Origin of the sequence: Sphingobacterium sp. MYb388, from assembly GCF_037479535.1 — a bacterium.
Lineage (GTDB): Bacteria > Bacteroidota > Bacteroidia > Sphingobacteriales > Sphingobacteriaceae > Sphingobacterium > Sphingobacterium anhuiense.
Map to the genome: position 1 here is coordinate 1097464 of NZ_JBBGYV010000001.1, position 12888 is coordinate 1110351.

Consider the following 12888-nt stretch of genomic DNA (forward strand, 5'->3'; position numbering starts at 1 on the left):
TCACTTACTTGATTCAACGGAATAATGCACACCTCCATTTTTGACCGGCTTTTTAAAAACACCCTGTCCCGACTTCACTACTTTGGGCACCATCCTTTTTGCCATCGTCTTCATCAGGCCATGCTCTCCATATTTCCTGCTCATCGAAAATATTTTTGTAACGGATACAAAGCCCGTAATGCCAATAATACCAAGGCATACATACTGATTGAACCCTATGAAGTAAAGTATGGAGAACACGATAATTAGTCCGACCATCACACCACCCATGTACCAGATGTATTGTGCTTTTAGTCCCTTGAACTCGATACTCTTGTTAATTCCTTTGTTGATCTGATAGATACTGATAGCCATTATAATCTCATTTTCTTTTTTAGTACCTGAATAAACTGTTCCTCATTAGTCCTTGGCGGTATAGGGACGATAGGACTTACATCAGATCGTTTTTCCACCTCGGATATTTTATCAGGTGAACCTCTGGTCTTAGGATCGATTAGCTCAGTCCCGCCACCTTTGTTCAGCACTTCGTTAGTTATATCTTCACCATACATTACCTCACCATGGGCATGGCCATGCTCATGTAGCTGTCTGGCCTGTATCGAAGCCGTTATCTCCTGCTCCAGAAGTGCCGCGGCCTGGCGCTTGTCCAATAGGATTTGCTCCTTTTCAAATGGTCGGCCCACCATAGCACCGAGCATTTCAATATCCTTCAATTTGCCCGTAAGTTCTTTTTCATACTTTGTTTTGAGGTCGGGTATCCGGTCTATGGCGTTCAAAAAATATCGGGCTGCCAGTTTAGGATTGTCCGTGTTCGGTGTGCCCTGGTTTATGGTATAGCGCAGCCCTGAATGCGGGCTGACAGCAGAAAGCGTGTTGTACCTATTTTCTACTTTGCCGGAATAATCCTTGGATACATGGTGCTGTATGCGCAGCTCAAAGCCCATCAATCGACCGACGCCCTGCTCATTAGGAGAGCCTGGTCCGGGTTTCCAATTTTTATACAATTTGATGATCTGTTCGCCCACCAACTGTGCATCAGCGCTTTTCAGGGCATCCAGCCCTATTGGATTGCTTTTGGTTCCATCTTTTTCGTAGGTGAGGGCCTGACGATAAGCAGCTTCGTCCTTGGTTAAATGTTGCTGGATGTTTTTGTCGCTATCGCATTCTTTGACCAATTGCTCCAGTTTATGTTTGGTCCTTGATAGCTCCCTATAGTGAGCGGATCGTAGACTTTCCAGAGCCATAATTTCTTTATCCAGCTTAGCTTTGTCAAGTAGGGTAGTATCACCCGATAGGATGGCGGTGTACTCTGCGAAGTTCATACCTGACTGCTCATCCAGCGCACCCTCGTCAATCTTACGGATGCTGACCGAATTGTTCTTCAGTTGGCTGATAAAGCTCTGCTTGTTCTTTAATAGGTTAAAGCGGTAATTGTCCAGCGACTGTTCTGTTGCGTAGATGTAGTTACGAACCTTGTTGTTATAATGCAATTTTGCAATTCTATTACCTTGGCGTGAGCCACGTCCATTCCGCTGCTCCAGCTCCGATGGTTTCCAAGGGATTGTCATGTGGTGCATGGCCACAATACGCTCCTGCACATTCAATCCTGTTCCTGCTTTTTCTGTGCTACCGATAAGCACACGTATAGCACCGCTGTTCATCTTTCGGAACAGCTCCGGTTTTTTATGATCGGGCCAGTTGTGGATGAACGTAATTTCCTGCTCTTTCACACCCAAATCGTTTACCAGTTTATTTTTTAACGCAGCGTACAAATTAAAACCTTGAGTGCCCGGAGTGCCCATATCGCAGAAAATAATCTGTGTGCCTTTATGGGCACTACTTTCATGGTAGATGTCCGCTACTTTTCTAGCGCAGGAATTGACCTTGCTGTCCTCATAGTCACCAAATCTATCTTCATCTATAAGCCGCATATCCGTAGCCATTTTGGAAGCGTAGTTGGTGGCAATCAACATCTTTGCCTTTTCTTCCGTTTGGCTCAAAGGTTCCCTGCCGAGCAAGGTTGCATCACCGGACTTGGCAAAAGCCATCAGGCTATGGATGAAATCCTGCTGTCCTTCACTGGGTTTAATATTAACCAACACTTCTTCTAGGGCAGGCTTGTCCAGTGCAATATGTTTGGCTGTTTTGTGGTCGGTAATCTCTGCATAGAACATAGCAAGCTCCGGTACCTTGATAAACTCCCTAAAACGTTCCTTGGCAATAATCTCATTGGTCACACTGAACTCAAAGTCTGTTGACTTGCGGGCAAATACCGCTGCCCAGGAATCGAAGTTCTCGATACCTTGACGTTCCATTTCCTTTGGTCGTAGGTATTTGAACAAAAGGTACAGTTCGGTAAGACTGTTGGAAATGGGTGTACCCGACAGGAACGTGACACATAGGTCTGCATTAAAGCGGGACTGCAATTCACGAACGGCATAGAGCATGTTCAGTGCTCTTTGGCTACCGGACTGGTTGCCCAGCCCCGCAATGCGGCTATGCCTGGTGGTAAAAGTCAGGTTCTTGAACTTGTGGCTTTCATCAAGGAACAGGTGGTCTACCTGCATACTGCGAAAGTCGATGTCCGCATCCTTCCTGTTGTCCATACGGAACTGCGTCTCCTGTAGTTTCGCTTCCAGGTTTTGTGTGCGCACGGCAAGACCTTTAAGAATAGCCTTCCCGATATCGCCACCCATGTCCTGCATGACCTCCATGTCTGCCCGCACATTGTCCAGCTCCTGGTTCAATACCTCCTGCATAATCTCTGGTGACTGCGGTATCTTGCCAAACTGGTCGTGGGTAAGAATAATGCAGTCCCAGTTGTTGTTCCTGATCTCCTGAAAAATACGGTTGCGCTCCTTGGGTGTAAAATCTTCCTTGCCCGGAAACAGTACTTTGGCAGATGGATAGGCAGTGCGGTAAGTTTCTGCAATTTGGGATACATTGGCCTTCATGGCCACGATCATGGGTTTTCTTATAATGCCCAGACGTTGCATCTCCTGTGCCGATACGACCATTGTAAGTGTCTTGCCCAATCCTACTTCATGGTCTACCAAGGCACCACGGTTCTGTATAATACGCCAGGTTGCATCTTTCTGTGAATCGTACAGCCCTGATATACCCAAGGCTTTGAGGTCAAGACCCGGGAAAGTCAAATGACTACCATTGTATTCACGTAAGCGGTAGCAGTTGAAGGTATCGTTATAGACTTTTTCCAGATGCTGCTTTTCAACCTCATTAAGCTCTGTTAACCATACAGAAAACTGCTGCCTGATTGATTCTATTTTCTGATGTGCCAACTGTGTGGCATCATTATCTGGTCTGCGTACAGTACTACCGTCAATATCCTTTTGCTCATAGGTAAAGAAAGGCGAAGTATTCTCCAAAGCATGTTCCATCAGTGTATAGCCGTACATGTTACGGCCACTTATGGGCTTGATGGCGTATTCATCCGTTACCTTCGCATTCTGCTGTTCCGGTTTTACCTTAAAGATATCCTGCGAACGCAGGTACACCACCTTGGTAGGGCTGTCAAATACCGTTTCTGCAAAGCGTTCGTAATAGTCCTGTGGTATCCAGCGCTCCCCGAAGTTGAAATCCAACAGTTCAAATGGTATCTTTTCAGGCTGCACACTTTCCAGTGCCTTTACACTGCGCTGTAATTGTATATGTTCCGGATCGGCTTCCAGCAGGCGTTTTGCGTCCCTGAGTTTTTCTACCACATTGCCACTGAGGTAGGCATCCGCTGCCTCCCATATAAAGGCAATAGGATTGTAGTAAATCCGGTCACCTAGTTTTTCCTGTGCCTCCTGCGTATCGAGCGCCATTGTATCGGCAATAAAACTTAGATCAACTCTACCTTTTTCGTTCAGGCAGTGCGCAAGGGCCTCTGAAGCATCATCCGTTTTAAATGCTTCGGCTGGGGCAAACAGGTTTATGCTGAAGACATCAGAGCGTTCAAATCCTGTTTCTGTTTTGCGTTCCAAGGAAGCGAGCATATGCTTACCAAATGCTTCGTCCTTAAGAATCCGTAAGGCATTTTCCCTTTTGTTGAGATGACCATAATCCCGCAGGATGCTGTCATAGTGATGGTTCATGGCCGAACGCAGTCCTGTCCTGTCCTCCATACCCGAACGTTCCACATCCATTAGTTCCTGATAGCTGTCCCTTAACTTGATGTAATCGGCAAAGAAGCCCAGATAGCGCTGGTCGGAAATATCCTGTAACTCGGCACTGCTGCGGTCGGCACGGATACGATGTATTGTTCCGATCCTGCCTTTGTGCAGCACAAGGGTTCCTTCGCGATAAAAATCCCGTAGGTTGTTGAACTGATGATAATCCTTTCGGTCCAGCGGAAAAAGGTTTCTTATGGCCTCATCCCCAAACGTCCTGTAGTCGTGACCGAAGCCCAGTAACTGCTCGTTCCATACTTTCGCCTGTTTGGATAGTGCATCTGCATTCATCCAGGAAGCTGTACCCCAGTTACCTTCGGCATTGAAGTACATTTTGTACAGAAACTTATTGCTGTTCTTATGTTTTGCCGTTACCAGCACAGCAAGTTCATGGTCGATTCGTTGTTCGGTTTTAATGGTGCCCAACAGTCGCGCTGTATTTTTCAGCACTAGACCTTCGTCGTAAGGCGAGATGTAGTCCTGCCCACGGTTTGAGCTTTCAAGGGGTGTTGTAGAGAACAGTCCTAGCTGTACCGCCCCTGTAACTTCTGATTCTCCTTTTGGTGGCATGGGTAACAGGTGGAGCGATGGACCTAGTGTTGCGCGGACGGCCGCCAGACCAGCGAATTCTTCCACATCCCGCGACAAGGATTGTTCAAACCGTGGTAACGATAAACGTTGCTTAAGGTCTGTTGTCAGTAGGGAGGAGAGGGCAGGGGCAATTGTTTCGATGTCCCCGTCCTGCCTCACCTTTAGTTGTGCCTTACCATATTGGTTGTGTCCTGCGGTGATGGAATTCCCAAGCATAAGCAGAGGACGGGCCACCACAAACGCATTCACGGTATAGCTTCCGTATTCGTTTTCCTTAACTACGGTCTCCAATAACTGCTGTTCTTCAGCGGACAATACTGTTTTATCGCTATGCTTCTGTACAAGTAATAAGTGCGATGGCGCATCCGTACCGCCCGTATTGTGCATGAGGTTTTCAGGTAGCATAACGAGTGAGATAAAGTCGGCCTGACCAAACAGGTATTCCCGTGCAACCTTGTTACCAGGGCTGTTCAGAAAAGTATCTGTCGTGATATAGGCCATAAGCCCGCCATCACCCAGCTTGTCAAGACCTTTGGCAAAAAAGTAATTATGGATCCGGTCGGTCAGTACTTTTTCTTTGTCGATGTATAGCGGATCGAATACCTTAAAATTACCAAACGGTATATTGCTCACCACCAGGTCGGCAGTACCGTCATCGGTATTGCTGCTGTATTCCAGACCTGCGACCAATGTATCTACTGGTACAGGGTAGCTTCTGTTTATAGCACCGAGTATCCTGCCTGTCAGCAGGTCTTTCTCCACAGCCCTTACCTTTTCAAGCGTTGGAAATGTCCTGATACCCGCTTCGATAAAAACACCGGCACCAGCTGATGGTTCGTAAAGACTTTTGGGTTGTATCCCCGTATCTTCAAGTGCCTTGTATAAGGTCTGTGGTATAAAGAAAGGGGTATAGAATGCGGTAAGGATATTGGTTTTTAATGAATCGAGCACTTTTTCGTACTGCGCATTATCTGTATGTTCACGTAAAAGCGTATAAAGTTCCTGCATAGAATCGAACAGGCGCATATCCGCATCTGTAGCCCCTTTGGTCATCCAGCTTGTGGCATCGCCATCACCGTAAAGAACAGCTTTAATACCGCCAAAACCCGAGTAGCGCTGTAGTAAAACAACGGCATCAGCTGTAGGAACTTCGTCATGGGCAAGTGCAAAGGCTGTCCGCAAGGCGACGATATTGTCCTGTAATTTATGTAACGCATGATAAGCCATCTCTGCACACTCCTCCTGTCTAAATGCTGTTGTTGGAAATTATTGAGCTTTGGTTTTCTGCTCTTGTAGGTATTCTTGAATCTGACCAGTGATAGCATAATAGGTCTTGCTATCGTCCACTGTTGCTTCACTGAAATGAAGGGCATCGAAAGTTGCTTTGCAATGGGCAATGAGGTTTACCGCTTCATAGGTGAGCAGTCCGCTCTCCCTTAATCTGGTGTAGTCCTGTTCAAACTCAGTATTCAAAATCGTCGTGATATAATGGAAACGTGACGGCTTCAAATCTGCCGTCATCTCGTTCAGGCATAGTTCGTGGATGGCGTGTCCATCTCTTCCTTCTTCCAATAGGCGTAAGGCTGTCGGCATTACAGCGCTTACCTTTTCTTCCAGGTACCGTACTACGTTGTATTCGTCCTGTAGCCGGAACATCTCGTCCGGATTGTTATGGACGATATAGGCCCATAGCTTTTCTTTTAACTGTTGGTGCATCTTGTATTATTTGATTTTTGTAGATTTCTGTTTTTGCCTGTTGGTGGTGCTCTGTCGTAGTTGTGGCAAGCTTTCCGCAATCCTTTTGTCACGGCGGTTTTCATAATGGTTGTCCTGTAGTCCGTGCTTTCTGGCCAGACCTACAGGATCAAGCTCCTTAAGTGACGGTAGGATAATCAGCATGACCCTTTCGGGTAGATCTGCTGTGCCATCATGGTAGCGGTTCTTTGTTAGGGTATCATAATAGAAGAAAGAAAAACCGTATTCTTCTTTTACATTTCCCAATGTCATGCGGTTATGCGGGTTGTCTTTTTCCCTTAGCTGGTGCTGCTGTATATCCACAAAGAAATCGGTACCACCGATCTGGAACAAGGGTAAATCCCTTGTTTCCTGCTCCGGTTTTTCTTTTTTGCTCAAAGCGTCTATACCCATGTACTGTTCCATGCCCATAATATCAGATGCCGAAGAACGAACGGATGATGGTCGCTACGACCACTAGGAAAATGCAGCTACCAAACCATGCTGCCGCAACCTTCGACGTGTCGGGATCTCCGGCATTCCACTTCTGGTAAACCTTGACTGCACCGATAAGTCCGACCAGCGCACCTATGCCGTACATCAGTTGCGTTCCGGAATCAAAATAACCCCTTACAAGGGTGTTGGCCTCCTGTATACCCGCCTGTCCGTTCTGCGCGTTTACCTGATAGGTGGCCATAATTAAAATTGCCGCCGCGGCAAGTGCCTTGCCCATTGGGATAGATTTAATCCCTTTTTTCACATTTTCCATCTTCGCTTATTAAATCGTTTGTTATTTTCAATTAAATAAGGGAGGGCAGCCCTAACCTAAACACCATCCCAAAACACATGGCTGCCACTCCCTTGGTATGCACCATCCTGCCCACCAATCCTTATCACCTGGTACATACTGTTGTCCATAATTAGCGGGGCAGTGTATCCCATACCTGCTCCAGTTCCGCCTCACTGAACACCACCCCGCAGATAACCATGCTGTGCTGTATGATAAAATTGGTAAGGGCATACCGGTAGGCGGGCTTGTGTAACCCACTAAAGCTTGCGACGCGTGCGCTTATCTGTTCGATAAGCTGCTCCTTGGTCGCCTGTTCGCCCGCCTGTTCCAGTATGCCTGACCTTATCCCGTTCACCAGTTCCTCCAGTTCCTCAAATCCTGCTCCGTCCTGCTCCTTCGTCTGAGTTGCCTTAGCTTCCGGGATTATATTATCTGCTGCCGTTCCTGGCTTTCTAAACCTTTCGCCCAGTTCCTTACGGTAATAATTTAGTCCGATAACGGTATAGTAGGCAGCCGTGGCTATGCCTACTGCTGTCAGGTATTGTTCCCATGTAATTTCTTCTAGCATCTGTTCTTTGTTTTTTGATTAACTGAAAAGCTTTCCGCCTTTCTACAATGCAAAAGTGGCAAGGATGCAAAGTCATTTTTCACAATACAGACCAAGCTGGGGAAGATTTATTTTCTGTTATTTTTTCGAGAAATTATAGGTTCAAATGGTGGAATAAAAGGGGGGGAGCGCTGGAAGGGCTTCAGCAAATGGACAGATAGCTACAGCATAAATTCAATAGTAAATCCCTACCAATATTTTTTCAAAGTTTGCCCCACCTTGGTATTTTGGTTTTTGAGGTTTTTTTGAAATATTTTGTTGACGGATGGTTGTTTTACGAAAATGATATACCCATAAAACAAAAAATCGGGCAACACCAAATGATGTTGCCCGATGATAAGTCTTAAGAAAATTACAGTATTAAAGCGTGCTGTCCATGCGCCTTTCCAGATATTCCTTCATACTGTCGGTATACGGTGTACGCGACTTTTTCCTTAGGGACAAGTCCGTATAGATCCGGTAGAAGTTACCAATCCGGATGTCGAAAGTGTTTTCCAATGTGCCGATAATATCCTTGATGTTTACCTTGCCATGGTTAAGGCTGCCCTTGGAATATAGGGCATAGGCAAGCTCCACCAGATCGGCCTTGCTGTCCGTCCATACCAGTGTTGTCGCCTTTTGCTGCGGGGCAACACCGCTATGCCTGTGCTGCTTTACCTCGTCAATCTGTTTGGACAGGTACTTGTTGATCATATCAAATGCCTGTAGCTTGGCAAGGTTGGAGCTACTGAGGGTAGAAAAGGACCTGTCTATATCACCACCATATTCAGGATAGACATGCTGGCCGCCATGCTCCCTGATAAAGAGAATTTCATCTTCTGCTTCATTGCCCAGCCTGACATAGGTATGCAACGATTTATACCGGGCGATAAAGCTGAGGTTACGCGCAATCTGTAATTTATAGAACGCTATCCGGTTCCTTCTGTCGGCGGCTGGTTGCTCGGCCTCGATATAGATAAGCTCCGAGAAGTAGATCAGGTAGCGGTGGAATTTGGGCTTGATGAATTTGAAAAAACGGATTTCCTCCATGCGGTCTGCAAAGGTATAGCCCCGTATAAATTCCTTTAACTGCTCCATAATGCCCTCGGCAATCTCAAAGCTTGCCTTGGCCTTTTCCATGGGACGTTGCGGGACAATGGCTGCTTCCTGTAGGCCCTTTTCCATTTGGTTGTATAGTGTGGTCGTGTATTGGTCCATGACTACGGTGTTTGGTTCCAGATTCTGTTAATTCGACTATGAATGGTCAGGACAAACTTATAGAAATGGTATTTAAACCACAATCATTGGGCCTGTTGGTTTGGTGAACTAGTGATATTGGGGCCTGAACTAGTTCACATCGCAGTCGAAATAGCTCAGCAGATAGACTAGCTACATTGGGTCATGGGAAGGAGCCTTTCTGTTGAACATTTTAAATATCGCCCAAATACCGGAAATTGGATAAATTAATTTAGGTTCTGTCATCGGTTCCGACCACAACAGAACTGATCCCATTCCTAAATTAGACTTTCCTTCACACGAAAACAAATTTCTATGTTCCTACAACGTAAACTAAAAGTCGCCTATGTCGAAGAGCATACAGGCCTGCGTACACTCGTCTGTGACTACCTTGAATCATACGGCGAAATGGAAGTCGTCCTGCAGACAGACAACGGCTATGAACTGCTGGAGTTCCTCAAAAGATGCCTGCCACTTCCCGATATCTGTATCATGGCCATCAGTATTCCTATACTCGACGGCATTTCTTTGTTGAAAAAGATAAAAAAAATGTTCAGGGACCTGCCCTGTATCATATTCTCTATGCACCGTAATTTTAATACGGTGGTAAAAGCCCTGAGCTTCGGCGCAAATGCATACATCAGCAAGCATGAGGACCATAGGCAGCTTTACCGTGTTGTCCGGGAAGTGTACAAAAATGGTATTGCATTTTCTGCACTTGCTGACCCGGCGCTATTTGAGAGTGTACGGTCAAAGCGCATTAGTACAGTTCGTCTATCTGCACGCGAGAAAGAATTTATGGTATATGCGTCGACGGACGAGACCTGGCTGGAGATTGCCGCTAGGATGGGGGTAACCATCAATACCATAATGACCTATAAGTCCAGGTGTTTTAAAAAACTGAAGGTAGGATCCAGGGTGAGTTTGGCGATGCAGGCATTAAGGTTGGGGCTAGTACAGTTGTAAGGTATAAATCATTCAAGTGCTTTTAAAAATTGATGGTAAGCCCATGGGTCAGTTTGGCGATGCTGGCCCTGAAGTTGGCTGGTAAACTTGTAAGGGATGAAATATAAGCTCATCCCTTAAATAATGATAAGTCTAAAGTAGCGCCCAGTCCATGCTGATGTTGATATTGCCCGTTATAACCTTACTGGAATCATCGTACTTTAGGGAACCGTTGATGTTATGCCGAAGCTCCTTGGTGCGGCGTGGTGCGGGATTACTGATCGGTGTAGGCATCCAAATTGTACCCCGCGACACCATAGCGGCAGCAAAGAGGTTACCCCATAAAAATAGGACCGAGCCAGAAGCCGTGCCCAGGTAGGCCTGCTGGTCTGCAGTAAGTATAAAATTGTTATTTACCCATCCGGAGAAGTCTGAGGATACGACCTTGGCTTCCAACAGGAGGGCTGCATCGGTAAGGGCATACAGGTCAACCATCAGATCTTCCAGCCCGTCTTCATCAAAAATATGTAACATAGTTTTTAAAATTGGTTTAGAATGTAAAAAGTAGCCCCTGTAAAAAACAGAAGCTAAAACAATATATGAAATTAATTAATGTATTAGAGAAATTTTTTTTAATTTGTACCTATAGGATAAAGGGTTAACCCCTTCAATATAAACCTGCTTATGTACAATAAAAGTAAATTGTTTAGTAAATGGTGGATAAGATTTGTCTTGGCAATAACAGTATCATTGCTGGTATCCGAATATGGTAGCCCGACCAATCTTTTCCTGAGGCTGCACACCTGGGATTTCTATAATGAATATGCTACTACACTGGTTATTACGGTCCTTATTGTAGAATGGGTGCACTACTTCCATTACTGGCTAGAACGTAAGTTTGACTGGCGTGCTGCAACTACCGAACGGTTGCTGCTACAGATTTTGCTCACTTTTATCGCCCCTGCGCTACTCGTTTACATGCTGGCCTCCCTTTACTTTTTTGCTCATGGCTTGAACATCCATAAAACGGATTACCTGTACTATGCTTATCCTTTTATAGTGGTGCTGATCAGCCTACTGAATTTTCTGTATATAACAGTGCCTGCTTTTCTCTCCTCATTAAAAGAGAAGCCCCTGCATCAATTGGAGCAGGATATAGATTCACTTCAGAAAACAGATGTATTACCTGTGGCAGAACAAAGTACTACAGAGCCGGTCGGGACGCAGTATCGGGAGTTTGTCCTGGCGCTCAAAGGTTCAGATAATGTAAAACTGTTGGTGGAAGACATTGGGTGTATTTTTATACTAAACAGCGTCGTCTTTGCACGAACCTACGACCGACAGGCCTATATCCTCTCTAACTCACTTGACGAACTGGAAAATGAGTTGGATCCACGTAACTTTTTTCGTGCCAACCGTAAACTTATTGTGCACTTCAAAGCCTTTAACGCTTATTCAGATGCTGGCTATGGTAAGCTGGAACTCAGTATAGAACCCTCGCCTGATGTGCCTACCACAGTGAGCCAGTTAAAGGCACGGACTTTTAAGGAATGGTTGGATAGGTGAGACGATCGATTTATTTCAGTCGTTTTTTTGAGGAGCCGGATAGCTGCATTTGCTTAGTAGTATAGCTATTATACCATCGTGCCGCAGCTTCATAATAGGGCTCGTCATTGATAATGGCATCACACCAGATGATATACCTCGTATAGTGCTCCTGAAAATTGTTGATTCCTTTGAGTGTGCCTATAAATTGCTGGACAATTTTTTTCGCAGCTTCCATTATTTCCCGAATGACTTTAGGTTTGCTATAGTCGCGCTCTTTTTGCAGGAGCATAGCTATGGGCAGCTCCACGTCAAACCGTTGTTGCGCATGTTCATCCTTACGGTAGAACCGGACGGCAGATAGTGCTGCGGAAGGTAGCAACGAATAAGTCCTGCTGTGAAGCAGACTGAACAAGCGGAACAGGTATAGGTCTGCATTGATGTCCTGTCTAACAATCTTAAATTGTTTGTCCATCATTAAGGACCACAGTTCGTCTGCCTTATCCAGGTTTCCTAATCCAATATAGGCGACCATAAGATTTCCAGTGATAACCTGGCGGAGTTCAAGAGGGAGGAAATTGTCATACTGGAGCAATAGGTGTTCGGTATCTTTTACAGTTTGCTTTAAGGCCGTTCTTTTACCCATGTAATTATAGACGACAATGCGGTAGGTACTCTGGTAGGCAAACATCAGTCTTCTAAATACATTGGACTGATTAAGTTTATATTCCTCAATAAAGGCATTGCCCAGTTCGATGCCATCCAATGTTTCCTTAAAGTAGCCCATGCATACACTTGAGGTGATATGCTGCATGATGCCCGCTATGTAATCGTTAGGTAGGATATTGTTTGCACTTTGGCTTATTGTCTTCTTGCTGTACGCAAAGCCTTTTTGATGCCCGAATACCATCCAATGGTAGACGGAATGGATCAGGTTGTAATAGAATATAGCCGTATTGGTTAAACATTCCGTTAGTTTGGGCATTTCCGGTGAGGCTATGGTCTCTGTCTCCAGCTGTGCTCTCAGTGCGCCTTTGGCAAAACCGAACTGCTTCTTGAAAACCATGATATGGCTGTACAGGCTTTCAAGTTTAAGGATCTGTGCAAGTTTGTTCAGTACCTCGTTCTCTTCTTTTTTTATTTCCGTAGATGTCCTGCTCGGCTTATCTATAACGATGTTCAGCCTTTTCTCCCAGTCGAGTACCTGCAACAGTAAGGCAAGTTTTTCGTGTTCCAAAGCTATTTTGTAAACCTTGTGCCAGATAACAAGACCTTGTTCGGCAAGGCCT

11 protein-coding genes are annotated in these 12888 nt (G+C 45.5%); 2 read left to right on the forward strand and 9 right to left on the reverse strand.

Features of this window, described 5'->3' with window-relative positions:
- From WH188_RS04865 to WH188_RS04895, 7 genes are all read right to left on the reverse strand, one after another.
- Complete coding sequence (locus tag WH188_RS04865) at window positions 1-354, reverse strand: DUF4133 domain-containing protein (RefSeq protein WP_339423383.1); 354 nt, start codon at window positions 352-354, stop codon at window positions 1-3.
- Complete coding sequence (locus WH188_RS04870) at window positions 354-5990, reverse strand: helicase-related protein (RefSeq protein ID WP_339423384.1); 5637 nt, start codon at window positions 5988-5990, stop codon at window positions 354-356. Before WH188_RS04870 ends, WH188_RS04865 begins: the two co-directional genes overlap by 1 nt.
- A 39-nt stretch (window positions 5991-6029) precedes the next feature.
- Entirely contained in the window at window positions 6030-6419 is a 390-nt protein-coding gene (locus WH188_RS04875; protein ID WP_339423385.1) for a DUF1896 family protein, read from the reverse strand.
- A 66-nt stretch (window positions 6420-6485) separates the two neighbouring features.
- Window positions 6486-6923, reverse strand: coding sequence for a hypothetical protein (locus tag WH188_RS04880; protein ID WP_339423386.1), 438 nt, complete (start codon window positions 6921-6923; stop codon window positions 6486-6488).
- A gap of 10 nt (window positions 6924-6933) precedes the next feature.
- Entirely contained in the window at window positions 6934-7230 is a 297-nt protein-coding gene (locus WH188_RS04885) for a DUF4134 domain-containing protein (protein ID WP_339423526.1), read from the reverse strand.
- Between the two features lie 187 nt (window positions 7231-7417).
- A complete protein-coding gene (locus WH188_RS04890; RefSeq protein WP_339423387.1) occupies window positions 7418-7855 on the reverse strand; it encodes a hypothetical protein in 438 nt (145 codons plus the stop codon).
- A gap of 399 nt (window positions 7856-8254) precedes the next feature.
- Window positions 8255-9058, reverse strand: coding sequence for an RteC domain-containing protein (locus WH188_RS04895; RefSeq protein WP_339423388.1), 804 nt, complete (start codon window positions 9056-9058; stop codon window positions 8255-8257).
- Between the two features lie 366 nt (window positions 9059-9424).
- Between WH188_RS04895 and WH188_RS04900 the strand changes: the two genes are divergently transcribed.
- Complete coding sequence (locus tag WH188_RS04900; RefSeq protein ID WP_339423389.1) at window positions 9425-10075, forward strand: response regulator transcription factor; 651 nt, start codon at window positions 9425-9427, stop codon at window positions 10073-10075.
- Between the two features lie 132 nt (window positions 10076-10207).
- Here the strand turns inward: WH188_RS04900 and WH188_RS04905 are convergent, their stop codons facing one another.
- On the reverse strand, window positions 10208-10588 hold the full coding sequence (locus tag WH188_RS04905) for a hypothetical protein (protein WP_339423390.1): 381 nt from the start codon (window positions 10586-10588) through the stop codon (window positions 10208-10210).
- Between the two features lie 150 nt (window positions 10589-10738).
- Between WH188_RS04905 and WH188_RS04910 the strand changes: the two genes are divergently transcribed.
- The gene (locus WH188_RS04910) at window positions 10739-11620 is read left to right on the forward strand and encodes a LytTR family DNA-binding domain-containing protein (RefSeq protein WP_339423391.1); all 882 of its coding nucleotides are present in this window, start codon (window positions 10739-10741) and stop codon (window positions 11618-11620) included.
- A 10-nt stretch (window positions 11621-11630) separates the two neighbouring features.
- Here the strand turns inward: WH188_RS04910 and WH188_RS04915 are convergent, their stop codons facing one another.
- The gene (locus WH188_RS04915) at window positions 11631-12584 is read right to left on the reverse strand and encodes a hypothetical protein (RefSeq protein ID WP_339423392.1); all 954 of its coding nucleotides are present in this window, start codon (window positions 12582-12584) and stop codon (window positions 11631-11633) included.
- Between the last annotated feature and the right edge of the window lie 304 nt (window positions 12585-12888).